Raw genomic sequence first — 24,696 nt, forward strand, 5'->3', positions numbered from 1 at the left:
AGAAGAGTCTGTCACGGGCCCCGGTAAGGGGCTCCTAAAGGGTTCCTGTGCGAGAGCCGACGGTTACAGACCCGGAATCCGGCCGTTGCGGAAGAGGTCGACGAAGGTCTGGTGGTCGGCACGCGCGCGTGCGCCGTACCGGTGGGCGAAGTCGACCAGCAGCGGGGCGAAGCCCTCCTCGTCGGCCGCGATCGCCGCGTCGATGGCCCGCTCGGTGGAGAACGGCACCAGGGACTCGCCGGACTGGTCGTCCGCCGCCGCGTGCATGGCGGCCGTGGCCCGGCCCAGGTCGGCGACGACCTCGCCGATCTCCTCCGGGTCGTCGATGTCGCCCCAGTCCAGGTCCACGGCGTACGGCGAGACCTCGGCGACCAGCTGGCCCGACCCGTCCAGCTCGGTCCAGCCCAGCCACGGGTCGGCGTGCGCCTGGAGGGCGCGCTGGGAGATCACCGTGCGGTGGCCCTCGTGCCGGAAGTAGTCCCGGATCGCCTGGTCCGTGATGTGCCGGGCGGCCGCCGGGGTCTGGGCCTGCTTGATGTAGATCACGACGTCGTTCTCCAGGGCGTCGCTGTTGCCCTCCAGGAGGATGTTGTACGAGGGCAGGCCGGCCGATCCGATGCCGATGCCCCGGCGGCCCACGACGTCCTTCACCCGGTAGGAGTCGGGGCGGGTCAGGGACGACTCGGGGAGCGTCTCCAGGTAGCCGTCGAAGGCCGCGAGCACCTTGTAGCGCGTGGCCGCGTCCAGCTCGACGGCGCCGCCGCCCGGGGCGAAGCGGCGCTCGAAGTCACGGATCTCGGTCATCGACTCCAGCAGCCCGAACCGGGTCAGGGAGCGCGCGACGCGCAGCGCGCCCAGGAGCGGCCCGTCGGCGGTGTCCAGCGTGAACGGCGGCACCTCGTCGCTCTTGGCGCCGGTGGCCAGGGCGTGGATCCGCTCTCGGTACGCGCCCGCGTAGACCCGCACCAGCTCGGTGATCTGCTCGTCGCTGAGCGCCTTCGCGTACCCGATCAGCGCGACGGAGGCGGCGAAGCGCTTGAGGTCCCAGGTGAAGGGTCCGACGTAGGCCTCGTCGAAGTCGTTGACGTTGAAGATGAGCCGGCCGGTGGAGTCCATGTACGTGCCGAAGTTCTCCGCGTGCAGATCGCCGTGGATCCACACCCGGGAGGTCCGCTCGTCCAGGTAGGGGCCGCCGCCCGCCGAACCGAACTCCTGGTCGACGGTCAAATCGTGGTAAAAGAGACTCGCGGTGCCGCGGTAGAACGCGAAGGCCGACGCCGCCATCTTCCGGAACTTCACGCGGAACGCCGCGGGGTCCGCGGCCAGCAGTTGACCGAAGGCGGTGTCGAAGACGGCGAGGATCTCCTCGCCGCGCTCCTCGTTGAGCTGCGGAACCGACATGCCTGGTGCCTCCTGGTGCGGATGGTACGGATGGTGCGTGACGGGCGGAGCGGATCCTCCACCCCGGACCAACGTTCCGAGGGGTGCGGGAGTGCCCGAGCCGAGGGCCCGCCCCGACACGCGGACCCGCCCCCCGAAGGTACGCGGGGAACGCCTCGGAGTGTCAGTGGCGAGGCATAGACTTCGACGCTGACCCCCCGGACCGACCGCAGCCCGCCGCCGGCCCGTCACCCCTCGTTTCCCACAGGAGGCCGAACGTGTCCAAGCCGCCGTTCACGCACCTGCACGTCCACACCCAGTACTCGCTGCTGGACGGTGCCGCGCGGCTGAAGGACATGTTCGACGCCTGCAACGAGATGGGCATGTCGCACATCGCCATGTCCGACCACGGCAACCTGCACGGGGCGTACGACTTCTTCCACTCCGCGAAGAAGGCCGGGGTCACCCCGATCATCGGCATCGAGGCGTACGTCGCCCCCGAGTCGCGCCGCAACAAGCGCAAGATCCAGTGGGGCCAGCCGCACCAGAAGCGGGACGACGTCTCCGGTTCCGGCGGCTACACCCACAAGACGATGTGGGCGACGAACCGGACGGGCCTGCACAACCTCTTCAAGCTCTCCTCCGACGCGTACGCCGAGGGCTGGCTCCAGAAGTGGCCCCGGATGGACAAGGAGACCATCTCCCAGTGGTCCGAGGGCATCGTCGCCTCCACCGGCTGCCCCTCGGGCGAGGTGCAGACCCGGCTGCGCCTCGGCCACTTCGACGAGGCACTCAAGGCGGCCGCCGACTACCAGGACATCTTCGGCAAGGACCGCTACTTCCTGGAGCTGATGGACCACGGCATCGAGATCGAGCACCGGGTCCGCGACGGCCTCCTGGAGATCGGGAAGAAGCTCGGCATCCCGCCCCTGGTCACCAACGACTCGCACTACACGTACGCGCACGAGGCGACCGCCCACGACGCGCTGCTGTGCATCCAGACCGGCAAGAACCTTTCCGACCCGGACCGCTTCCGGTTCGACGGCACCGGCTACTACCTGAAGTCGACGGACGAGATGTACGCCATCGACTCCTCCGACGCCTGGCAGGAGGGCTGCGCCAACACGCGCCTGATCGCCGAGATGATCGACACCACCGGCATGTTCGAGAAGCGCGACCTCATGCCGAAGTTCGACATCCCCGACGGCTACACCGAGGTCACCTGGTTCCAGGAGGAGGTCCGCCGCGGCATGGAGCGCCGCTTCTCGGGCCAGGTCCCCGAGGACCGCCAGAAGCAGGCCGAGTACGAGATGGACGTCATCATCCAGATGGGGTTCCCGGGCTACTTCCTCGTGGTCGCCGACTTCATCATGTGGGCCAAGAACCAGGGCATCGCGGTGGGCCCGGGCCGAGGCTCGGCGGCCGGTTCGATCGTGGCCTACGCGATGGGCATCACCGACCTCGACCCGATCCCGCACGGCCTGATCTTCGAGCGGTTCCTCAACCCCGAGCGCGTCTCCATGCCCGACGTCGACATCGACTTCGACGAGCGCCGGCGCGTCGAGGTGATCAGGTACGTGACGGAGAAGTACGGCGCCGACAAGGTCGCCATGATCGGCACGTACGGCAAGATCAAGGCGAAGAACGCCATCAAGGACTCCGCGCGCGTCCTGGGCTACCCGTACGCGATGGGCGACCGGCTCACCAAGGCCATGCCCGCCGACGTCCTCGGCAAGGGCATCGACCTCAACGGCATCACGGACCCGACGCACCCGCGGTACAGCGAGGCCGGCGAGATCCGCGCGATGTACGAGAACGAGCCGGACGTCAAGAAGGTCATCGACACCGCCAAGGGCGTCGAGGGCCTGGTCCGGCAGATGGGCGTGCACGCGGCCGGCGTGATCATGTCCAGTGAGCCGATCGTCGACCACGCCCCGATCTGGGTGCGGCACACGGACGGCGTGACCATCACGCAGTGGGACTACCCGCAGTGCGAGTCGCTCGGCCTGCTGAAGATGGACTTCCTCGGCCTGCGCAACCTCACGATCATGGACGACGCCGTCAAGATGGTGAAGTCCAACAAGGGCGTCGACCTCGACCTGCTCTCCCTGCCCCTGGACGACCCCACGACCTTCGAACTGCTCCAGCGCGGCGACACCCTCGGCGTCTTCCAGTTCGACGGCGGCCCGATGCGCTCGCTGCTGCGGCTGATGAAGCCCGACAACTTCGAGGACATCTCCGCCGTCTCCGCGCTCTACCGTCCCGGCCCCATGGGCATGGACTCGCACACCAACTACGCGCTGCGCAAGAACGGCCTCCAGGAGATCACGCCGATCCACAAGGAGCTGGAGGAGCCCCTCCAGGAGGTCCTGGCGGTCACCTACGGCCTGATCGTCTACCAGGAGCAGGTCCAGAAGGCCGCCCAGATCATCGCGGGCTACTCGCTCGGCGAGGCCGACATCCTGCGCCGCGTGATGGGCAAGAAGAAGCCCGACGAGCTGGCGAAGAACTTCGTCCTGTTCCAGGCCGGCGCCCGGAAGAACGGCTACAGCGACGAGGCGATCCAGGCCCTGTGGGACGTGCTGGTCCCCTTCGCCGGCTACGCCTTCAACAAGGCGCACTCGGCCGCGTACGGGCTGGTCTCGTACTGGACCGGCTACCTGAAGGCCAACTACCCGGCCGAGTACATGGCCGCCCTGCTGACCTCGGTCAAGGACGACAAGGACAAGTCGGCCGTCTACCTCAACGAGTGCCGGCGCATGGGCATCAAGGTCCTGCCGCCCAACGTCAACGAGTCCATGTCGAACTTCGCCGCGCAGGGCGACGACGTGATCCTCTTCGGCCTCTCCGCCGTCCGCAACGTCGGCACCAACGTCGTCGAGTCGATCATCAGGTGCCGCAAGGCCAAGGGGAAGTACGGCTCCTTCCCCGACTACCTGGACAAGGTCGAGGCGGTCGTCTGCAACAAGCGGACGACGGAGTCCCTGATCAAGGCCGGCGCCTTCGACGAGATGGGGCACACCCGCAAGGGCCTCACCGCGCAGTACGAGCCGATGATCGACAACGTGGTCGCGGTCAAGCGCAAGGAGGCCGAGGGGCAGTTCGACCTCTTCGGCGGCATGGGCGACGAGCAGACCGACGAACCCGGCTTCGGACTCGACGTCGTCTTCGGCGAGGACGAGTGGGACAAGACCTACCTGCTCGCGCAGGAACGGGAGATGCTCGGCCTCTACGTCTCCGACCACCCGCTCTTCGGCCTGGAGCACGTGCTCTCCGACAAGGCCGACGCCGGCATCTCCCAGCTCACCGGCGGTGACTTCGGTGACGGCGCGGTCGTCACCATCGGCGGCATCATCTCGGGTCTCCAGCGCAAGATGACCAAGCAGGGCAACGCCTGGGCCATCGCGACCGTCGAGGACCTGGCGGGCTCCATCGAGTGCATGTTCTTCCCCGCGACCTACCAGCTGGTCTCCACCCAACTCGTGGAGGACGCCGTGGTGTTCGTCAAGGGGCGGCTGGACAAGCGGGAGGACGTGCCGCGGCTGGTCGCGATGGAGCTGATGATCCCCGACCTGTCCAACGCCGGCGCCAACGCGCCCGTGGTCCTCACCATCCCGGCCACCCGCGTCACCCCGCCGATGGTCAGCCGCCTCGGCGAGATCCTCACCCACCACCGGGGCGACAGCGAGGTCCGGATCAAGCTCCAGGGCCCGACGAAGACGACGGTGCTGCGCCTGGACCGGCACCGGGTGAAGCCCGACCCGGCGCTCTTCGGCGACTTGAAGGTGCTGCTCGGGCCGTCCTGCCTGGCGGGCTGAGCAGGCCCGCGGGCCCGAGCGCGCGCGACGAGCGAGGGGCGCACCCGAGTCCGGGTGCGCCCCTCGTCTCCGCGGGGGCCGCAACGGCCCGTCCCGCGGATGTCAGTTGTGGCCGAAGCGCTTCTGCCGCTTGCGGGCGCCGGCGTCGCCGGGCGTCACCAGCTGCGGGGTGTGCTGCTCCTCGCGGTCCAGCACCGCCGCCTCGGCGCGCTGCGGGGCACGGTCGGCCTGGGGCTGCTTACGATCACGGTTGTTCTTGTTCTTGGCCATGGTGATCTACCTCCTGAGGGGGATCTTTAGGGGCCAGGACCGACTTCAGGTTTACATAGCCCAACAAAGAACGCATATCGGGCAATTACCGTGTGTGACGCGGCTCGCCGGGGCGCGCGGGGCACCGAAACGCCACGCCGAAGATCGAGTTCCGGCCGTTAACCTCCGTGTGGTCGGGCAGACTCCAAGGAAGCCCGAAGCAAACCTCCCGGAAAGAGGGTGGACCGCGTGGACCGCTGCATCGTCCTGGTGGACGCCGGGTATCTGCTGGGCGCCGCCGCGAGCCTCCTCGCCGGGGAGCCCTCACGCTCGCGCATCACCGTCGACCACGCCGCCCTCATCCACGGGCTGCGCGAACGCGCCGAGTCCGACACGCAGCAGCCGTTGCTGCGCATCTACTGGTTCGACGGCGCCCCCGACCGCGTCCCTCAGCCCGAGCACCGCCGGCTGCGCGTGATGCCCCGGGTCACCGTCCGCCTGGGCGCCCTCACACGCAGTGACGGCCGCTGGGCGCAGAAGGGCGTCGACGCCGCGATGCACGCCGAGCTGACCGAGCTGGCTCGCAACCGGGCCTGCTCCGACGTCGTCCTGGTGACCGGCGACGGCGACCTGCTGCCGGGCATGATGGCGGCAAAGGAGCACGGCGTCGCCGTCCACCTGTGGGCCGTGCAGGCCGCCGACGGCGACTACAACCAGTCCGAGGACCTGGTCGCCGAGGCCGACGAGCGGCGCGTCCTGGACCGGGTGTGGATCACCAAGGCCGTCCGCGCCAAGGAACTGGGCGGGATCTGCGCCCCGCCGCCCGTGCCCCGCCCCGAAATTGCCGCGATCCTCTCCGCGCCGCTGCCCGAGTCCGCCCTCACCGCCGCCGCCGAACGGCGCGCCGAGGAGCCCGAGCACCCCACGACGGCGGCCCCCGCCGCCCGCAACGGCAGCGAGGAGCGGGTGCCGCCCGCCAAGGGCGTCCCGACCCCGAAGGACCTGGCCGCCCTGCGCGCCCCCGGCGCCCACCCGGCCCCGCACCCGCCGACCGCCACCCTGCGCTGGTCCTCCGACAAGGGCTGGGTCGACCGGCCCGCCGCCGAGCCCGCCGAGGCCGCGTCGATGCCCACGCTGGCCCAGCTCACCACGGCCGAGCAGCGCTGGGCCGACCGCGAGGAGGACATCACCACGGTCGGCGGCGACCCCTACGAGGTCGGACAGGTCTTCGCCCGTCGCTGGCTGGAGCGCCTCGGCGACCACGGCCACCTGCAGAAACTCTCCGGGATGTACCCCCGCATCCCGCACCGCGTCGACGGGGAGCTGCTGCGCTACGCGGCCCGCTTCGGCCTGCTGGCCCACAAGGACGACCAGATCGACGAGCACGACCGGTACGCCATCCGGGCCGGGTTCTGGCGCGAGATCGACGTCCGTACGGCCACCGAACGCACCCCGGTGGCGGAGTGAGACGCCCGGCTCTCCCCGGCTGAATCGACACTTATGGGCGGACCCGAGGACGGGGCGCGGGGGCGGACCCCGTAGTCTCGTCCCTTGTGAGTACGCGCGCGGCACAGGCACTTCGACCCGGTGGCGCTGCCGTGTGCGCCGTGCGCGGACTGACCAAGACCTACCCGGCGGTACGCGGCAGGCGCGGCGTACCCGCCACTCCCGAGGTACGGGCCACCGACGACGTGACCCTCGGTATCCGCCGCGGTGAGATCTTCGGACTGCTCGGGCCGAACGGCGCGGGCAAGTCCACCCTCGTACGCCAGCTCACCGGCCTGATGCGGCCCGACCGCGGCAGCGTGGAGATCCTCGGCCACGACATCGTGCGCCACCCGGAGCGGGCCGCGCGCATCCTCGCCTACCTGGGGCAGGAGTCCAGCGCCCTGGACGAGCTGACCGTGTCGCTCGCCGCCGAGACCACCGGACGGCTGCGCGGCCTGGAGGCGCGCCACGCGCGAGCCGAGCGGGACGCCGTCCTCGACGAACTGGGCCTCACCCCGATCGCCGCACGGCCGATCAAGAAGCTCTCCGGCGGCCAGCGCCGCCTGGCCTGCTTCGCCGCCGCGCTGGTGGGGGAGCGCCCGCTGCTCGTCCTGGACGAGCCGACCACCGGCATGGACCCGGTGGCCCGGCGCGCGGTGTGGGCGGCCGTCGACCGGCGGCGCGCCGAGCACGGCACGACCGTGCTGCTGGTCACCCACAACGTGATCGAGGCCGAGACCGTCCTCGACCGGGTCGCCGTCCTCGACCGGGGACGCGTGATCGCCTGCGACACGCCCTCCGGGCTCAAGGAGAAGGTGGCCGGCGAGGTCCGCGTCGACCTGGTGTGGCGCGAGACGGCCCCGCTGCACGTGCCCGAGGTCGCCGCCCTGCGCGACCGGGTCACCGAGTCGGGCCGCCGCTGGACGCTGCGGCTGGCCCCCGAGGAGGCCCGCGCGGTCGTCGCCACCGTCACCGGCGGTGCCGCCTTCGCCGCGCTGGACGACTTCACCCTCGCCACGCCCAGCCTGGAGGACGTCTACCTGGCCCTGGGCGGCGCCGCGCGACAAGGACTGGTGAGGGCTTGAGCACGCGCACGGTGAGCACCTCGGCCGCCGCATCCGTACCCGACAGGGCGACCGCTTCGAACGAACCCCGGCGAAGCCTCCAAGGACCCGACGAAGGGGAGCAGCTCGACGTGACTGTCGTACCCGCCGATGTCCTGCCGGGCGGTGCCCTGGCCGCGGAGGAGCAGGGCGCCGAAGGCGCGGCCGAGCTCGGTCCCAAGGCGCGGCTGTGGCCCTCTCTGGTGGCCGTGTACCGGGCCCAGCTGTCCCGGGCCCGGGTCGCGCGCATCCCGCTGCTGTTCGTGGCCACCTTCCAGTCGATCGGCATCATGATCCTCATGCGCGGGGTCGTGGACGGCGGCGGCGAGGCGCAGGCCGTGGTCGCCGGGTCCGCGGTGCTGGTGGTGGCCTTCGTCGCGCTGAACCTCCTCGCCCAGTACTTCGGCCAGCTCCGGGCCAGCGGCGGACTCGACCACTACGCGACGCTGCCGGTGCCGCCGGCCGCCGTGGTGCTGGGCGCGGCGGGCGCGTACGCGTCCTTCACGGTGCCGGGGACCGTGGTGACGGCGGTGTTCGGATGCCTGCTGTTCGGGCTGCCGATGACCCATCTGTGGGTGCTGGTGGCCGTGATCCCGCTGGCGGGCGCCGCGCTCGCCGGGCTGGGCGCGGCGCTGGGCCTGCTCGCCCCCCGGCCCGAGTTCGCCACGCTGCTCGGCCAGCTGGGCATGTCGGCGGCGCTGCTGCTGGGCGTGCTGCCCGCCGAACGGATGCCCGAGGCGGTCCGCCTGGCCCGGGACCTGCTGCCCTCCACGTACGGCGTGGAGGCTTTTGCGCGCACCTTCGGGGAGCGGCCCGACTGGGCCTTCGTCCTCGGTGACCTCGCGGTCTGCGCCGTGGTCGGCGTGATCTCGCTGGCCGTCGCCACCTGGGCGTACCGCCGGGCCGCCGTCCGGTGACGCGCCGCACAGGCGGGTTTGGCACGATGGCGGGGTGACCGCACCTCTGACTCCGCCACCACCACCGAACGAACGCTCGTCGTACCAGGGCGGGCCGGTGCCGCCGCCCGTCGGAGCGCACGCGGTGGGCACCGCGTCCGGCGCCCCGGACGACCGGCACGGCGAACAGGACGGCCCCGGGATGTGGACCGAAGTGCGGCAGGCCGCCGCGGCCGTGGTGGCGATGGTGCTCTCGGGCGCGCTGCTGGGGGTGCTGTGGTGGAAGCTCGCGCCGACCGTGCCGCTCGTCGGTGACGTGGTCGGCGACGGCTGGGTGGTCTACCTCAAGGAGTCCGAGAGCGAGCAGGCGGTCGGCGTGGACGGAACGTTCACCCTGCTCGCCCTGGCGTTCGGCGCGCTCAGTGCGGTGGTCGTCTTCCTGCTGCGCCGGCGCGGCGGCGTGCCCCTGGTCGTGGCGCTCGGCGTCGGCGGGCTGCTCGGATCGCTGCTGGCGTGGCGGGTCGGGGTGTGGCTGGGGCCCCCGCAGGACGTGATCGCCCACGCCAGGGAGGTGGGCAAGGGCGTGACCTTCTCCGCGCCGCTGAAGCTCGGCGCCAAGGGGGCGCTGCTGGCGTGGTCGGTGGCGGCCCTGGTGGTCCACCTCGGGTTGACGGGCCTCTTCGGGCCCCGTGATCCGGAGCCCGATCCGTGGCCGGCGCCCCAGCAGTACCCGCCGGGACCCCAGGGGGAGAAGCCGGCGTAGGCCCGGCAGCGCCCGCGCCCGCGCCGCGCCCGCGCCGCGCCGCCCGTGCCGTGCCGCCCGTGCCGTGCCGTGCCGCCCGTGCCGTGCCGCCCCGGCCTCCTCGGAGGGCCCTCGCGACGGCGGGTCTCCGCGTTCCGCTGCGGCCCCTGCCCGCCCCGGACGGGGGCGGTCCGCCCGGCGGGAGCTAGGGCCGGCCTACGGGGGCGATCACCGCGTCCGTCAGTCCGGCCAGGTCGGCGGGGGAGAGCTCGACCTCCAGGCCGCGGCGGCCCGCCGACACGCAGACCGTCTCATGCCCCGAGGCCGACGCGTCGAGCACCGTCGGCAGCCGCTTGCGCTGGCCCAGCGGGGAGATGCCGCCGCGCACGTAGCCCGTGGTGCGTTCGGCCAGCGCCGGGTCGGCCATCGCCGCGCGCTTGCCGCCCACCGCGGCCGCCAGCGCCTTCAGGTCGAGCTGGCCCGCCACCGGCACCACCGCGACCGTCAGCGCGCCGTCGACGTCCGCGACCAGGGTCTTGAAGACCCGCTCCGGGGCGACGCCCATCGCCTCGGCGGCCTCCTCGCCGTAGGACGGGTGCGAGGGGTCGTGCTCGTACGCGTGGACCGTGTACGTCACCCCCGCCGCCGCGAGCGCCACCGTCGCGGGCGTACCGCCACCGGCCTGCTGCTGCTTCTTCGCCTTCTTCGCCATCCGGGCCGGTTCCTCAGTTGAGACTCGTCGGGCCGCGCGTCAGGTCCGACGCCGGCAGGGACGGCAGCGTACGGATGACGGCCGTCTCCGCGCGAAGGAGTTTCAGCTCGTCCCTCAGGCGGGAGGCCGTGTCCGGGGCCTGGAGCAGGCGCTGCTTCGTCGGCGTGTCGTGCATCATCGCGGCGGCGACCAGGTAGGAGACCACCCCCGGTTCGTCCGGCAGGTCGGCGCCGGTCGCCAGCGACCGCTCGCGGGCACCCGCCAGCCGCTTCTGGTACTGCCGGAAGGAGCGCAGCACCCCTTCGGCCAGCGCCCCCGCCTCGTCACCGGACTCCTCGGGCAGCGGCTCCAGCTCGGCCGTCAGGAAGGGGCCCGAAGCGTCCACCGAGAGCAACCGCACCCGGGTGGTCCCGGTGGCCAGCACCTCGAAGGTGCCGTCGGCCTTCTCGCGGATCGTCGCCGCGTCCGCGACGCAGCCCACCTTGTGGAACGCCTTGAGCGGGTCGGGCCCGAACCCGGCCGCCGGCCCGCGCTCGAGCGTGGTCGTGGGGTCGGGCAGGCCCGGGGCGCTCTGGGCCACCTCGTAGCCGTCGCGGATGGCGACGACGGCGAACCGGCGCGATTCCTCCTCGGGGGTCTTCAGCAACTCGCGCATCATGGCGCGATAGCGCTCCTCGAAGATGTTGAGCGGGAGCACCAGTCCCGGGAAAAGGACCGAGTTCAGGGGGAAGAGCGGAAGCCGGACGGTGGTCACGACGCAGAAGCCTAATGGTCGCCGGGGCGGACGTGGCGGCCGTGCCCACTTCGTGGATGACCTGCACCTGTCGCACCCGGTCCGCGGGCCACGTGCGCGCGGACGTCGGCGCGCACGTGGAGGAAGCGGCCGAGCGGGTCGTCCGCGTCCCGGTCCCACGGGAAGGACGTGACGTACGGGCCGGTCAGACGCAGTTGCTCGGCCGCGTCCTGGTGGCGTTCGAGGCGCACCAGGACGTACGCCAGCAGGTTCCGCAGCTCGGCCGGCCAGGGGTCGGCCTCCGGATGAGCGGCCGAGAGGACGATCGCGCGGTCGGCCGCCGCGTCCAGGCGGGACCGGGGCACGCCCCTCGCGCCGTCACCGTCCGCCGTCAGGCAGGTGAAGGCCGCCCGCAGCGGCAGGGCCCGTAGGAGCGCGTCCTCGGGAGCGTCCTGCGCGGCCCGCTCGGCGAAGTCCAGGCACTCGCGGTGGGCGCCGGGCGAGGCGGCGGCGAGGTACTCCAGGGCGGCGACGTGGCACCCGTAGTGGTGCGGGGAGCGGCGGACGGCCTGGGCCCACAGCCGCTCGAACTCGGCGTGCGGGGCGCCGGCGCCGCGGGCCGCGTCCAGCGCGGTCCGCCACGGCACCGGGTCGGCGCCCGCGGCCTCGGCGGCGGCCGTGACCGCGGGCGCGACCTGGCGCAGCAGTGCGGCGCGGTCGGGCGAGTCCGCGCACCGGTCCACCGTGAGCCGGGCGCCGACCAGCCGGGCGTCGGGGTCGCCCGGGTCGGCGGCACGCCAGTGCTCCAGCCACTCGGCGCGTGAGCGGGCGAAGGCGGCGAGCCGGGTCGCGTAGCGGTCGCGGTGCTCCCACTCGGCGTGCTCGCGCGTGCCGGCCAGGAGGGCGGCCGCGGGAGCGTGCTCGCCGCGGGCCGCCGCGACCAGGGCGGGCGCCAGGCGGTCGTCGGGCGCGTCGAGGAGCACGTCGTCGTCGGGGACGAGCCGTGACGCCCGGGAGCGGGCCCGGGTCGCCGTCCGTAGGAACGCGCGCAGCATGGCCTGTACGACGGCCGACGGTTCGTGATGGTTGTGCGGCTCGTCCCCCTCTTCGGCCTCTTGGGCCTCTCGGGCCTCTCGGGCCTCTTCGGCACGGTCCCGTGCCCACGTGTGCCCTCCCGGCCGGGTACCGCCGCGGTGGTACCCGGCCGGCCCGTGGGGCCCGTCGCCCGCCCCGTGGGGCCCGTCGCCCGTCCCGGGGGTGGCAGCGTCGTCGCCCGGAGCCCTCCGCGCCGTTCCGGCCCCCGGAGCCCTGGAAGAGCCCCAGGAGCCCCCGGGATCAGCTGCGGCGCAGGAGGCGGGTCGCGCCCGCTGCCACCGTCGTCGCCAGGATCCAGCCGAGGAGGATCAGGGCCGTCGCCAGCCATTGCCAGCCGTCGTGGAGCTGCCAGAAACCGGCCTGGCCCAGCTCGATGACGGGCAGGAGCAGGTCCAGGGCGAAGAGGGCCGGGTTCCAGTCCGGATGCTCCCCGCCCTTCAGCGGAGGCGGGTCCGCGCGCGCGAAGGCGAGCGAGCCCGCCGCCCACAGCACCGCCATCCACACCGCGGCCCGGCCCGGCCGGTAGCCGTAGGCGACCGTCCAGTCCTGGGCGTAGCCCACGAGCTTGGCGGCGATGGGCAGGCTCTCGCGGCGCCGGCGGTGCTTGGCGAGCAGCACCTCGCGGGCGTCCTCGTCCTCGCCGCACGCCCGCAGGACCGCGGCGAGGCGCTCGTAGGGCTCGGGGTTGTACTCGGCGGTCGCCGCGCCCACCCACCGCAGCCGCTTCTCCAGCGGGAACGGCCCCCGCGGCACCAGGTTCTCGTAGGCGAAGCCGCCCATGTGCAGCCGGCCCGGCCCCGGCCAGCTGGCCGCGCGGTCCATCAGGTTGACGACCCGCGCCCCCGACAGCACCACCCGGCCACGCGCCGGCCGCTCGCCCAGGAACCGCAGCTCGGGCGTCTGCACCCGGCGCAGCGACAGCTCCTGGTCGTCGGTGAAGGTGAACCGGGCGTGCTCCAGGTCGACGGCGTCACCGAACCGCCCGTCGTCCAGCCGCACCCCGCCCTCGCACTCGAAGCGCTGGATCCGCGTCCCCTGCGCCGGGGTCGTGCCCCGCAGCAGCGGGCTGCCCAGGCCCGCCGGGGTCATGTACAGGGTGCGCTCCACCGTCAGCTGCGGGGCGTTCAGCGCGTGCCGCGTGTACGGGTTCAGCAGGCGGGCGCCGCGCAGGCTCAGCGAGACGCCGACCTGGGCGCTGCGCAGACTCACCTCGCCGTACGACTCCAGCATCTCGGCCTGGAGGTCCTGGCCGACGCTCAGGCCGTCCGCGGCGATGGACCGTCCGCTGCGGTCCCGGTGCACGACCGCCTGGTTGAGCAGCAGGTCGGTGCCTATCTGCGCGTCCGTGAGGCGGATCCCGCCCGGGAACCGCGACCTCGGCAGATGCAGGTCGCCCTCGGTCTGCAACCGGGCCGCCTCCAGCCGGGGCACGTGGCAGTCCACCAGCCGCACGGTCGTGAAACGCGTCTCCGGCAGCAGCAGCTCCCGGTCGAAGCGGCAGCCGCGCAGCTCCACGTACGGCACCACCGTGCCGCCCGCCAGGTCCATCGTGTCGCTGATCCGCACGCCCACGAGCTGGAGCGAGGAGACCCGGCCGGCGAGCGCCGGGGGGCCGTCGAGCAGCAGCCAGCACATGATGCGGGCGCGCACCGTCCGCTCGGGCCCCCACGGGTGCCCTCCGTGCGGATCGTCGACGAGCGAGTCGCCGCTGCGCAGGTCGTACACACTGCCGTTGCGGAACGCCTGCCACATGCCGGCCTCGGCGGCGGTGAGGTCGTCCGGCAGCTCTCCGTCACGGTGGCCCGTCCCCTCGGTCACGGCACTCACTCCCTTCCCACCTACTCGCCGGTCGCTCACTCTTCGTACAACTGTTCATGCCCGCTGAGTGACCCTCTGAACACTCAAAGTGAGCACTGGTTGACGTGAGTTCCGCCCCGGACGGGAGAGGCCGTTGCTTTCTGTATCAGCCATTGATACGCGCGAACGGTCCCCGACGCGGGTCTGAGAGAATTGGTTCCGTGATCTCCCGAATCGATCTGCGCGGCGATGCCCTCCCCGAGGGTCCCGCCCTGCGCGACCTGCTGCCCCGAGCCGACTTCGACGTCTCGGCCGCCCTGGAGAAGGTGCGTCCGATCTGCGAGGCCGTGCATCATCGTGGCGACGCGGCGCTGATCGACTACGCCGAGCAGTTCGACGGTGTCCGGCTGGACCAGGTGCGTGTTCCGGCCGCCGCGCTGACGCGCGCGCTGGAGCAGCTCGACCCGGCCGTCCGCGCGGCCCTGGAGGAGTCCGTCCGCCGCGCCCGGCTCGTCCACCGCGCCCAGCGCCGCACCACCCACACCACGCAGGTCGTCCCCGGCGGCTCGGTCACCGAGAAGTGGGTCCCGGTCGAGCGGGTCGGTCTGTACGCCCCAGGCGGTCGCTCGGTCTACCCGTCCTCCGTGATCATGAACGTCGTGCCCGCCCAGGAGGCCGGCGTCGAGTCGATCGCCCTCGCCTCCCCGGCGCAGGCGGAGTTCGGCGGCCTGCCGCACCCCACGATCCTCGCCGCCTGCGCCCTCCTCGGCGTCGACGAGGTGTACGCGGCCGGCGGCGCCACCGCCGTCGCCATGTTCGCGTACGGCACCGAGTCCTGCCCGCCCGCCAACATGGTCACCGGCCCCGGCAACATCTGGGTCGCCGCCGCCAAGCGCTACTTCACCGGGAAGATCGGCATCGACGCCGAGGCCGGCCCGACCGAGATCGCCGTCCTCGCCGACTCCACCGCCGCCCCGGCGCACGTCGCCTCCGACCTGATCAGCCAGGCCGAGCACGACCCGCTGGCGGCCGCCGTCCTGGTCACCGACTCCGAGGAGCTGGCGGACGCGGTCGAGAAGGAGCTGGAGCCGCAGGTCGAGGCCACCAAGCACATCGAGGACCGGATCCGCCCGGCCCTCGCCGGCCGCCAGTCCGCCATCGTCCTGGTCGACGGCATCGACGAGGGCCTGCGCGTGGTCGACGCCTACGGAGCCGAACACCTGGAGATCCAGACGGCCGACGCGGCGGCGGTCGCCGACCGCGTGAAGAACGCCGGAGCGGTCTTCGTCGGCCCCTGGGCACCCGTCTCGCTCGGCGACTACGCCGCGGGGTCCAACCACGTCCTGCCCACCGGCGGCTGCGCCTGCCACTCCTCGGGGCTGTCCGTGCAGTCGTTCCTGCGCGGCATCCACATCGTCGACTACACGCGCGACGCGCTGGCCGAGGTCGCGCACCACGTGGTGACGCTGGCGGAGGCGGAGGACCTGCCCGCGCACGGCGCGGCGATCAAGGCCCGGTTCGACTGGAAGGTCCCGGAGAGCAAGTGACGTTCGGAATCGACGACCTCCCCGTACGGGACGAGCTGCGCGGCAAGACCCCCTACGGCGCGCCCCAGCTCGACGTGCCCGTCCGGCTGAACACCAACGAGAACCCCTACCCGCTGCCCGAGGCGCTGGTCGAGCGGATCGCCGAGCGCGTCCGCGAGGCCGCCCGCGACCTCAACCGCTACCCGGACCGCGACGCGGTCGAGCTGCGCACCAGGCTCGCCGAGTACCTGACCGAGACCTGCGGGTACGCCGTGGGCATCCACAACATCTGGGCGGCCAACGGGTCCAACGAGGTCATCCAGCAGCTGCTGCAGACCTTCGGCGGCCCCGGCCGTACCGCCATCGGCTTCGAGCCGTCGTACTCGATGCACGGCCTCATCGCCCGCGGTACCGGCACCGGCTGGATCTCCGGCCCGCGCCACGAGGACTTCACCATCGACGTCCCCGCCGCCGAGAAGGCGATCGCCGAGCACCGCCCGGACGTCGTCTTCATCACCACCCCCAACAACCCCACCGGCACCGCGGTCCCGGCCGAGACCGTCCTCGCGCTCCACGACGCGGCCCAGGCCGCGAAGCCCTCGATGGTCGTCGTGGACGAGGCCTACATCGAGTTCAGCCACGGCGCCTCGCTGCTGCCGCTGCTGGACGGACGGCCGAACCTGGTCATCTCCCGCACCATGTCCAAGGCGTTCGGCGCCGCGGGCCTGCGCCTCGGCTACCTCGCCGCGCACCCGGCCGTCGTCGACGCCGTCCAGCTCGTCCGGCTGCCGTACCACCTGTCGGCCGTCACCCAGGCGACCGCGCTGGCCGCCCTGGAGCACACGGGCACGCTGCTCAGTTACGTCGAGCAGCTGAAGACCGAGCGGGACCGGCTGGTCGCCGAACTGCGCGCGACCGGCTACGAGGTGACCGAGTCCGACGCCAACTTCGTCCAGTTCGGACGCTTCGCCGACTCCCACGAGGTCTGGCGGAAGATCCTCGACCGGGGCGTCCTGGTCCGGGACAACGGCGTACCGGGCTGGCTGCGGGTGACCGCCGGCACCCCCCAGGAGAACGACGCGTTCCTCGACGCGGTCCGTGAACTGAAGAAGGAGCAGAGCGCATGAGCCGCGTAGGGCGCGTGGAGCGCACCACCAAGGAGACCTCGGTCCTCGTCGAGATCGACCTCGACGGCACCGGCAAGACCGACATCGCCACCGGCGTCGGCTTCTACGACCACATGCTCGACCAGCTCGGCCGGCACGGTCTGTTCGACCTGACCGTGAAGACCGAGGGCGACCTGCACATCGACTCCCACCACACCATCGAGGACACCGCCCTCGCGCTGGGCGCCGCCTTCAAGCAGGCCCTCGGCGACAAGGTGGGCATCTACCGCTTCGGCAACTGCACGGTCCCGCTGGACGAGTCCCTCGCCCAGGTCACCGTCGACCTGTCCGGCCGCCCCTACCTCGTGCACACCGAGCCCGAGAAGATGGCGCCGATGATCGGCGAGTACGACACCACGATGACCCGGCACATCCTGGAGTCCTTCGTCGCCCAGGCCCAGGTCGCCCTGCACGTGCACGTGCCCTACGGGCGCAACGCGCACCACATCGTGGAGTGCCAGTTCAAGGCGCTGGCCCGGGCCCTGCGCTACGCCTCCGAGCGCGACCCGCGCGCGGCCGGCATCCTGCCTTCCACGAAGGGCGCGCTCTAACCCATGAACGGTACGTCCACCGCACTGATCGTCGTCGGTCTCTTCTTCCTCGGCGGCATCTACTCGTTCGCCAAGCAGCAGATGCCCAAGGGCCTGATCGTGCTGCTCTCCATCGGCGCCGCGATGTGCCTGTTCGCCGGCGTCCTGAGGCTGGAGGTGTGGAATTGACCGCCGCCACCAAGCGGGTCGTCGTCTTCGACTACGGCTTCGGCAACGTCCGCTCCGCCGAGCGCGCCCTCGCGCGCGCGGGAGCCGACGTCGAGATCACCGGTGACTACGACAAGGCCATGAACGCCGACGGGCTGCTGGTCCCCGGCGTCGGCGCCTTCGCCGCCTGCATGGACGGCCTGAAGGCCGCTCGCGGCGACTGGGTCGTCGACCGTCGCCTGGCGGGCGGACGCCCCGTGATGGGCATCTGCGTCGGCATGCAGATCCTGTTCGCCCGGGGCATCGAGCACGGCGTCGAGGCGGAGGGCCTGGACGAGTGGCCCGGCACGGTCGGCCCCCTCAAGGCCGACGTCGTCCCCCACATGGGCTGGAACACCGTCGAGGCACCGGCCGACTCCCAGCTCTTCGCCGGCCTGGACGCCGACGCCCGCTACTACTTCGTGCACTCCTACGCCGTCCACGACTGGACGCTCGAGGAGCACAACCCGCTGATCGCCGCCCCCAAGGTCACCTGGTCCACGCACGGCAGGCCCTTCGTGGCCGCCGTGGAGAACGGCGCCCTGTGGGCCACGCAGTTCCACCCCGAGAAGTCCGGCGACGCCGGAGCCCAGCTCCTCACCAACTGGATCGAGACCCTGTAGAGATGAGCAAGCTCGAACTCCTCCCCGCCGTCGACGTCCGCGACGGCCAGGCCGTCCGGCTCGTGCACGGCGAGTCCGGCTCCGAGACCTCCTACGGCTCCCCGCTGGAGGCCGCTCTCGCCTGGCAGCGTTCCGGCGCCGAGTGGCTGCACCTGGTCGACCTGGACGCCGCGTTCGGCACCGGGGACAACCGCGAGCTGATCGCCGAGGTCGCCGGGGCCATGGACATCAAGGTCGAGCTGTCCGGCGGCATCCGCGACGACGACACCCTCGCCGCCGCGCTCGCGACCGGCTGCCGGCGCGTCAACCTCGGCACGGCCGCCCTGGAGACCCCCGAGTGGGTCGCCAAGGTCATCGCCCAGTACGGCGACAAGATCGCGGTGGGCCTGGACGTACGCGGCACCACGCTCCGCGGCCGCGGCTGGACCCGGGACGGCGGCGACCTCTACGAGACCCTGGCCCGCCTCGACCAGGAGGGCTGCGCCCGGTACGTCGTCACCGACATCGCCAAGGACGGCACCCTCCAGGGCCCCAACCTGGACCTCCTGAAGAACGTCTGCGCGGCGACCGACCGCCCGGTCGTGGCGTCCGGCGGCGTGTCGTCCCTGGACGACCTCCGCGCGATCGCCGGTCTCGTCCCGGCCGGTGTCGAGGGGGCCATCGTCGGGAAGGCCCTGTACGCGAAGGCGTTCACCCTGGAAGAGGCCTTGGAGGCTGTGTCGTCATGACAACGGAAGCCGTACGGCGCGTGCAGAGCGGAAGTCCCTGGGAAGAGTCCTTCGGTTTCGCACGGGCCGTGGCGGCGGGTGATCAGGTCATCGTGGCGGGCACGACCGCCTTCAAGGGCGACCTGCTGTACGGCGAGGGCGACCCCTACGAACAGGCCAAGGTGGCGTTCACCACCGCGCTGGAGGCGATCGGCGAGTTCGGGCTGGGCATCGGTTCCGTCACCCGGACCCGCGTGTATCTGGCCCACTCCCGGGACGTCGAGGAAGTGGGCCGCGCCCACAAGGAGCTGTTCGACTCCGTACGCCCGGTCACGACCCTGCTGGTCGTGCAGGGCTTCATGGACTCCCGGGTCCTGGTGTCGGTGGAGCTGGAAGCATTCAGAGGACAGTGAGAGGCATCGAAGGAGCCGTGGATTCATGACCCTGGCGGTCCGAGTCATCCCCTGCCTGGACGTGGACAACGGCCGGGTCGTCAAGGGCGTCAACTTCCAGAACCTGCGCGACGCGGGCGACCCCGTCGAGATGGCCAAGGTGTACGACACCGAGGGCGCCGACGAGCTGACGTTCCTGGACATCACCGCCTCGTCGGGCAACCGCGAGACGACCTACGACGTGGTGCGCCGCACCGCCGAGCAGGTGTTCATCCCGCTCACCGTCGGCGGCGGCGTGCGCACCGCCGACGACGTCGACAGGCTGCTGCGGGCCGGCGCGGACAAGGTGGGCGTGAACACGGCCGCCATCGCCCGCCCCGACCTCATCCGCGAGATCGCCGAGCGCTTCGGCCGCCAGGTCCTCGTCCTGTCGGTGGACGCCCGCCGCACCGACGCCGGCACCTTCGAGGTGACCACCCACGGCGGCCGGCGCGGTACCGGCATCGACGCGGTGGAGTGGGCGCACCGCGCCGCCGAGCTGGGCGCGGGGGAGATCCTGCTGAACTCGATGGACGCGGACGGCACCAAGGACGGCTACGACCTGGAGATGATCGCGGCGGTCCGGAAGCACGTGACTGTCCCGGTGATCGCCTCCGGCGGCGCCGGCCGCCTCACCGACTTCCCCCCGGCCGTCGAGGCGGGCGCGGACGCCGTCCTCGCGGCCTCCGTGTTCCACTTCGGCGACCTGCGGATCGGCCAGGTGAAGGAGACGCTGCGCGAGGCGGGACAGCTCGTCAGATAGCGGCCCTGTGCCAGGAACGCGAAAAACGCGAAAGGAAAGTTGCGCAATGCTTATTGCGCAACTTTCCTTTCGCGTTCTACGGTGACGGCATGCCGAGCCACGAGAACCGCCCCATCACCGATCTGGGGACCCTGAAGGCCCTGGCCCACCCCCTGCGCATCCGGCTGTACCGCGGGCTGTGCGTGGCGCGCACGGCGACCGCCTCGCACCTCGCCGACCAGGTCGACGAGGCCGTCTCGCTCGTCAGCTACCACCTGCGCAAGCTCGCCGAGCACGGGCTGATCGAGGAGGCCCGGCCGCAGAGCGCGGACGGCCGGGAGCGGTGGTGGCAGCCCGCCTCGGACGGGGTGACCATCCGCGGCGAGGCCTTCCGCGACGAGCCCGAGGAGGTGGCCGCCCACCTCGTGGCCACGCGGCTCTTCCACGACCAGCGCGCCGACATGTACCGCCGCTACCTGGACGAACGGGCCACCTGGGGCGCCGAGTGGAACTCCGCCGCGCCCGACAGCGAGTCCCTGCTGCGGCTGACGGCCGCCGAGCTGGCGGAGCTACGGGCGGACCTGCTCGTCCTGGCCAGGAAGTACGAGGCACGGGGCCGGGCCGCGGAGGCCGACGGCGACACCGAGGGGCGCGAGAACGTCGCGCTCCACGTGTACGGGTTCCCGTTCCGTGTCTGAGGCGACCGTGTCCGTGACGGACGCACCCCCGGCCACCACCGTCTCCCGACCCGCCCACCGCGACCCCAACGTCCTGCGCTGGGTCGCCGCCTACACCGCGTCCATGGTCGGGGACACTGTGTTCTTCCTGGCGCTGTCCTGGGCCGCCGTGCAGAACGGCAGTCCCGCCCAGGCCGGAATCGTCACCGCCGTCAGCGCGGTGCCGCGGGCGCTGCTCATGCTGGGCGGCGGCGTCGTCGCCGACCGGTTCGGACCGCGCAGGGTCGTCATCGGCAGCGACGCCGTACGGTGCGTCACCGTCCTGACGGTCGCCGCCGTGCTCTTCACCGCCGACCCCGGGCTGTGGCTCCTCGCGCTGCTCGCCGTGGTCTTCGGCACCGTCGACGCGGTGTTCATGCCCGCCGTGGGTGCCCTCCCGGCGCGGATCACCGGCAAGGACCAACTCGCCCGCGTCCAGGGCATGCGCGGTCTCGGCATCCGCTTCGCCGCGGTCGTGGGCGCCCCGCTCGGCGGGCTCGGCGTCGCGGCGGGCGGCGCGGCGGCGGCCTTCGCCTGCGCGGGGCTGCTGATCGCCGTGTCCGTGCCGCTGCTGATCTCCGTACGGATGCGCGAACTGCCGCCCGACGACGCCATGACCCCCGCGCGGGACACCACCGCCTGGCGGGATCTCCTGGGCGGACTCCGCTACGTCCGCCGGCACCGCGTCCTCGGCCCGCTGATGGTGGCCATCGCGCTGGGCGACCTGGGCTTCGTCGGCCCGCTCAACGTGGGCCTGACCCTGCTCGCCGACGAGCGGGGGTGGGGCGCCGCGGGGATGGGCTGGGTGCTCGCCGGGTTCGGTACCGGGGCGGGGGCCGCCGCCCTGCTGCTGACCGTACGCGGGCGCGTGCCCCGCGCCGGGTACGCCGCCGCCGGCGCCATCATCCCCGGCGCGGTGGCGATCGGCGCCCTCGCGCACGCCCCCGGCCTTCCGGTGGCCGTCGGCACCGCCGTGGCCGTCGGGCTGCTCACGGGGCTCAGCGGCGCCATGTGCGGGGCCCTGCTCCAGACCCAGTCCGAGCCCGCCTACCTGGGACGCGTCACCGCCGTCGCCGGGATCGTCAGCCTCGGCTTCGCGCCGCTGAGCATGCCGCTGTCGGCCGCCGCCATCGGCGTCTGGGGGACCGGCCCGGTCTTCGCCGTCAGCGCCGCGGTCTGCGCCCTCGGCGGAGTGGTCGCCCTGTGCGCGCCGGGCGTACGGCAGGCCGAACTGCCGGGGTAGCCGCCCGGCAGCCACTCCCGGTCCCTCCGGGATCCGTCCGGCAGCCTCAGATCCCGAGCTGCTTCGTCTCGTGCAGCTTGGCGATCGCGTCCGGATCGCCCTCCAGCTCCACCTGCGCGGCGCTCTGCCGGCCGTACGCGAACAGCAGCAGCTCGGACGGCTCGCCCGTGGCCGTCACCACCGGAGTACCGCGGTGCGCGACCGTCGTCTGGCCGTTCGGGCGGCGCAGCACCAGGCCGGTCGGGATGCCGCGCCCCATCAGGCGGGCGGTGCGCTCCAGCCGGGACCACAGGGCGTCCTGGAAGACCGGGTCCAGCTCCCGCGGCGCCCAGTCGGGCTGCGCACGGCGGACGTCCTCGGTGTGGACGTAGAACTCCACCGTGTTCGCGGCCTCGTCGACCTGTTTGAGCTGGAAGGGCGAGAACCGGGGAGGGCCGGTGCGGATCAGCTGCAGCAGCTCCTCGTACGGCTTCGCGCCGTACTCCTCCATCACCCGGTCCAGCCGGGACGCGAGCTGCTTGATCAGGGTGCCCCCCGCGGCGTCCGGCCGGCGCTCGCGCACCACCAGGTGCGCGGCGAGGTCACGGGTCCGCCAGCCGTCGCAGAGGGTGGGGGCCTCGGGCCCCGCCGTCTCCAACAGGTCGGCGAGCAGGAGTCGTTCACGCTTGGCGAAAGTCGACATGCGGTCAGCCTACGGCCGTCGGGCGGGTCCGCCCAGTGGACAGCGCCGGGGCGTGTCCGTCCCGCGCGGCACAATGGGCGCATGACCAGCAGCTCCTCCCGACCGCCCAGCCCGCTCGCCCCGGAGATCGCGGCGCGTCTCAAGCGCGGCGCCGACGGTCTCGTGCCCGCCATCGCCCAGCAGTACGACACCGGTGAGGTGCTGATGCTCGGCTGGATGGACGACGAGGCCCTGCACCGCACGCTCACGACGGGACGCTGCACCTACTGGTCGCGCAGTCGTCGGGAGTACTGGGTCAAGGGCGACACCTCGGGGCACTACCAGTGGGTGAAGTCCGTCGCCCTGGACTGCGACGCCGACACCGTCCTGGTCAAGGTCGACCAGGTCGGCGCCGCCTGCCACACCGGCGCCCGGACCTGCTTCGACGCCGACGTGCTCCTCGACAGCGACGGCGGCGGCGACGGCGACCGCGGCGCCGCGGATGCCGACGCGCCCGGCACGGGTCAGTAGGGTCTGCCGCCATGGACGACATGGACCTCGAGACCTTCCGCAAGCTGGCCGCCGACCGCCGGGTGGTCCCGGTCGGCCGCAAGCTCCTCGCCGACGGCGACACCCCGGTGGCGCTCTACCGCAAGCTGGCCGCCGAGCGCCCCGGCACCTTCCTGCTGGAGTCCGCGGAGAACGGCCGGGCGGCGTTCCAGTGGTCCCGCTACTCCTTCATCGGCGTCCGCAGCGCCGCCACCCTCACCGAGAAGGACGGGCAGGCGCACTGGCAGGGCACCCCACCCGTCGGCGTCCCCACCGACGGCGACCCGCTCGCCGCCCTGCGCGCCACCGTCGAGGCCCTGCACACCCCCCGCGACCTCGCCCACGACCTGGGCCTGCCGCCCTTCACCGGCGGCATGGTCGGCTACCTCGGCTACGACATCGTGCGCCGCCTGGAGAAGGTCGGGCCGGGGGAGCGCGACGACCTGAAACTCCCCGAGCTGACCATGCTGCTCACCAGCGACCTCGCCGTCATGGACCACTGGGAGGGCTCGGTCCTGCTGATCGCCAACGCGATCAACCACAACGACCTGGAGACCGGCGTCGACGAGGCCTACGCCGACGCGATCGCCCGCCTGGACGCCATGGAGGCCGACCTCACGCGCGCGGTGGCCCAGCCCCCGGCCGCGCTGCCGCCCTCCGAGCTGCCCGAGTACACCGCGCTGTGGGGCGGCCCCGACTTCCAGGACGCCGTCGAGGACATCAAGGAGCGCATCCGCGCGGGCGAGGCCTTCCAGGTCGTCCCCTCCCAGCGTTTCGAGACGCCGTGCACCGCGAGCGCCCTGGACGTGTACCGGGTGCTGCGGGCCACCAACCCGTCCCCGTACATGTACCTGCTGCGCCTCGACGGCTTCGACGTCGTCGGGTCGTCCCCCGAGGCACTGGTCAAGGTCGAGGACGGGCGGGCCATGGTCCACCCCATCGCCGGGACCCGCCACCGGGGCGCCACCCCGCAGGAGGACCAGGCGCTCGCCGACGAGCTGCTCGCCGACCCCAAGGAGCGCGCCGAGCACCTCATGCTGGTCGACCTCGGCCGCAACGACCTGGGGCGGGTCTGCGAGCCCGGCTCGGTGGAGGTCGTCGACTTCATGTCCGTCGAGCGGTACTCGCACGTCATGCACATCGTCTCGACGGTCACCGGCCGCGTCGCCCCGGGCCGCACCGCCTTCGACGTCCTCACCGCGTGCTTCCCGGCGGGCACCCTCTCCGGCGCGCCCAAGCCGCGCGCCCTCCAGATCATCGACGAACTCGAACCCTCCCGCCGCGGGCTGTACGGCGGCTGCGTCGGCTACCTCGACTTCGCGGGCGACTCCGACACCGCCATCGCCATCCGCACGGCGCTGCTGCGCGACGGCACGGCCTACGTCCAGGCGGGCGCCGGCGTGGTCGCCGACTCCGACCCGGTCGCCGAGGACACCGAGTGCCGCAACAAGGCGGCCGCGGTGCTGCGCGCGGTGCACACGGCCAACCGGCTGGCGCGCTGACACCGGCCGGGAGGCCCAACGGTCCGGGGCGGTGGGGCGATTATCACGTCCGCCAATCCGAACCCCGGGTGACGGTTCGC

General features: G+C 72.5%; 24 protein-coding genes. 17 read left to right on the forward strand and 7 right to left on the reverse strand.

The genetic code is table 11. The annotated features are described in order from the left end of the window. Positions 1-63: 63 nt before the first annotated feature. Entirely contained in the window at positions 64-1,401 is a 1,338-nt protein-coding gene (locus AC07FV_RS04330) for a DUF2252 domain-containing protein (protein WP_479084510.1), read from the reverse strand. Positions 1,402-1,658: 257 nt separating this feature from the next. On the opposite strand from AC07FV_RS04330, the gene dnaE reads away from it, so the two are divergent. Beyond that, the gene (gene dnaE / locus AC07FV_RS04335; protein ID WP_479084511.1) at positions 1,659-5,198 is read left to right on the forward strand and encodes a DNA polymerase III subunit alpha; all 3,540 of its coding nucleotides are present in this window, start codon (positions 1,659-1,661) and stop codon (positions 5,196-5,198) included. Between the two features lie 102 nt (positions 5,199-5,300). Here dnaE and AC07FV_RS04340 read toward each other — a convergent pair whose 3' ends face one another. Further along, a complete protein-coding gene (locus tag AC07FV_RS04340) occupies positions 5,301-5,468 on the reverse strand; it encodes a hypothetical protein (RefSeq protein WP_479084513.1) in 168 nt (55 codons plus the stop codon). A gap of 228 nt (positions 5,469-5,696) precedes the next feature. On the opposite strand from AC07FV_RS04340, the gene AC07FV_RS04345 reads away from it, so the two are divergent. From AC07FV_RS04345 to AC07FV_RS04360, 4 genes are all read left to right on the forward strand, one after another. Further along, positions 5,697-6,914, forward strand: a complete 1,218-nt coding sequence (locus AC07FV_RS04345) for an NYN domain-containing protein (protein ID WP_479084514.1) — start codon at positions 5,697-5,699, stop codon at positions 6,912-6,914. Positions 6,915-7,045: 131 nt separating this feature from the next. Beyond that, the gene (locus AC07FV_RS04350; RefSeq protein ID WP_479084889.1) at positions 7,046-8,020 is read left to right on the forward strand and encodes an ABC transporter ATP-binding protein; all 975 of its coding nucleotides are present in this window, start codon (positions 7,046-7,048) and stop codon (positions 8,018-8,020) included. A 110-nt stretch (positions 8,021-8,130) separates the two neighbouring features. Then, positions 8,131-8,955 carry an ABC transporter permease gene (locus tag AC07FV_RS04355; protein ID WP_383648895.1) on the forward strand — a complete coding sequence of 275 codons (825 nt, stop codon included), beginning with the start codon at positions 8,131-8,133 and terminating at the stop codon, positions 8,953-8,955. 34 nt (positions 8,956-8,989) lie between these two features. After that, positions 8,990-9,697 carry an AAA family ATPase gene (locus AC07FV_RS04360; protein ID WP_479084516.1) on the forward strand — a complete coding sequence of 236 codons (708 nt, stop codon included), beginning with the start codon at positions 8,990-8,992 and terminating at the stop codon, positions 9,695-9,697. A 184-nt stretch (positions 9,698-9,881) separates the two neighbouring features. Here the strand turns inward: AC07FV_RS04360 and ybaK are convergent, their stop codons facing one another. The 4 genes from ybaK to AC07FV_RS04380 all read right to left on the reverse strand — a co-directional run bounded on the left by ybaK (position 9,882) and on the right by AC07FV_RS04380 (position 14,034). Further along, on the reverse strand, positions 9,882-10,388 hold the full coding sequence (gene ybaK, locus AC07FV_RS04365; RefSeq protein WP_479084518.1) for a Cys-tRNA(Pro) deacylase: 507 nt from the start codon (positions 10,386-10,388) through the stop codon (positions 9,882-9,884). A gap of 13 nt (positions 10,389-10,401) precedes the next feature. Further along, positions 10,402-11,142 (reverse strand): LON peptidase substrate-binding domain-containing protein, encoded by a 741-nt coding sequence (locus AC07FV_RS04370; protein ID WP_479084520.1) that lies wholly within the window; start codon positions 11,140-11,142, stop codon positions 10,402-10,404. A gap of 11 nt (positions 11,143-11,153) precedes the next feature. Further along, positions 11,154-12,176, reverse strand: coding sequence for a hypothetical protein (locus AC07FV_RS04375; RefSeq protein ID WP_479084522.1), 1,023 nt, complete (start codon positions 12,174-12,176; stop codon positions 11,154-11,156). Between the two features lie 280 nt (positions 12,177-12,456). Next, entirely contained in the window at positions 12,457-14,034 is a 1,578-nt protein-coding gene (locus AC07FV_RS04380; RefSeq protein ID WP_479084524.1) for an oxidoreductase, read from the reverse strand. A gap of 200 nt (positions 14,035-14,234) precedes the next feature. Here AC07FV_RS04380 and hisD point away from each other — a divergent pair, with 200 nt between their 5' ends. From hisD to AC07FV_RS04430, 10 genes are all read left to right on the forward strand, one after another. After that, a complete protein-coding gene (gene hisD / locus AC07FV_RS04385) occupies positions 14,235-15,560 on the forward strand; it encodes a histidinol dehydrogenase (RefSeq protein WP_479084525.1) in 1,326 nt (441 codons plus the stop codon). Next, a complete protein-coding gene (locus AC07FV_RS04390; RefSeq protein WP_479084527.1) occupies positions 15,557-16,666 on the forward strand; it encodes a histidinol-phosphate transaminase in 1,110 nt (369 codons plus the stop codon). The genes hisD and AC07FV_RS04390 overlap by 4 nt, the downstream gene beginning before the upstream one ends. After that, a complete protein-coding gene (gene hisB, locus AC07FV_RS04395; RefSeq protein WP_384692807.1) occupies positions 16,663-17,256 on the forward strand; it encodes an imidazoleglycerol-phosphate dehydratase HisB in 594 nt (197 codons plus the stop codon). Before AC07FV_RS04390 ends, hisB begins: the two co-directional genes overlap by 4 nt. 3 nt (positions 17,257-17,259) lie before the next feature. Continuing rightward, complete coding sequence (locus AC07FV_RS04400) at positions 17,260-17,424, forward strand: hypothetical protein (protein ID WP_031031034.1); 165 nt, start codon at positions 17,260-17,262, stop codon at positions 17,422-17,424. Continuing rightward, the gene (gene hisH, locus AC07FV_RS04405) at positions 17,421-18,065 is read left to right on the forward strand and encodes an imidazole glycerol phosphate synthase subunit HisH (RefSeq protein WP_383648943.1); all 645 of its coding nucleotides are present in this window, start codon (positions 17,421-17,423) and stop codon (positions 18,063-18,065) included. Before AC07FV_RS04400 ends, hisH begins: the two co-directional genes overlap by 4 nt. 2 nt (positions 18,066-18,067) lie before the next feature. Continuing rightward, positions 18,068-18,793, forward strand: coding sequence for a bifunctional 1-(5-phosphoribosyl)-5-((5-phosphoribosylamino)methylideneamino)imidazole-4-carboxamide isomerase/phosphoribosylanthranilate isomerase PriA (priA, locus tag AC07FV_RS04410; protein ID WP_479084529.1), 726 nt, complete (start codon positions 18,068-18,070; stop codon positions 18,791-18,793). Further along, entirely contained in the window at positions 18,790-19,185 is a 396-nt protein-coding gene (locus AC07FV_RS04415; RefSeq protein ID WP_479084530.1) for a RidA family protein, read from the forward strand. Before priA ends, AC07FV_RS04415 begins: the two co-directional genes overlap by 4 nt. A gap of 25 nt (positions 19,186-19,210) precedes the next feature. Further along, complete coding sequence (gene hisF / locus AC07FV_RS04420; RefSeq protein WP_479084531.1) at positions 19,211-19,966, forward strand: imidazole glycerol phosphate synthase subunit HisF; 756 nt, start codon at positions 19,211-19,213, stop codon at positions 19,964-19,966. An 89-nt stretch (positions 19,967-20,055) separates the two neighbouring features. Beyond that, positions 20,056-20,643: an ArsR/SmtB family transcription factor gene (locus tag AC07FV_RS04425; RefSeq protein ID WP_479084532.1), complete on the forward strand. Its 588-nt coding sequence runs from the start codon at positions 20,056-20,058 to the stop codon at positions 20,641-20,643. Then, positions 20,636-21,904, forward strand: a complete 1,269-nt coding sequence (locus AC07FV_RS04430; RefSeq protein ID WP_479084534.1) for an MFS transporter — start codon at positions 20,636-20,638, stop codon at positions 21,902-21,904. Before AC07FV_RS04425 ends, AC07FV_RS04430 begins: the two co-directional genes overlap by 8 nt. Before the next feature lie 46 nt (positions 21,905-21,950). Here the strand turns inward: AC07FV_RS04430 and AC07FV_RS04435 are convergent, their stop codons facing one another. Continuing rightward, positions 21,951-22,586: a TIGR03085 family metal-binding protein gene (locus AC07FV_RS04435; RefSeq protein ID WP_479084536.1), complete on the reverse strand. Its 636-nt coding sequence runs from the start codon at positions 22,584-22,586 to the stop codon at positions 21,951-21,953. 81 nt (positions 22,587-22,667) lie between these two features. Here AC07FV_RS04435 and hisI point away from each other — a divergent pair, with 81 nt between their 5' ends. Then, positions 22,668-23,096: a phosphoribosyl-AMP cyclohydrolase gene (gene hisI, locus AC07FV_RS04440; RefSeq protein ID WP_479084538.1), complete on the forward strand. Its 429-nt coding sequence runs from the start codon at positions 22,668-22,670 to the stop codon at positions 23,094-23,096. Between the two features lie 20 nt (positions 23,097-23,116). Next, entirely contained in the window at positions 23,117-24,616 is a 1,500-nt protein-coding gene (locus AC07FV_RS04445) for an anthranilate synthase component I (RefSeq protein ID WP_479084890.1), read from the forward strand. Positions 24,617-24,696: the final 80 nt, after the last annotated feature.

The sequence above is a fragment of the Streptomyces sp. NPDC045956 genome, from assembly GCF_056430705.1.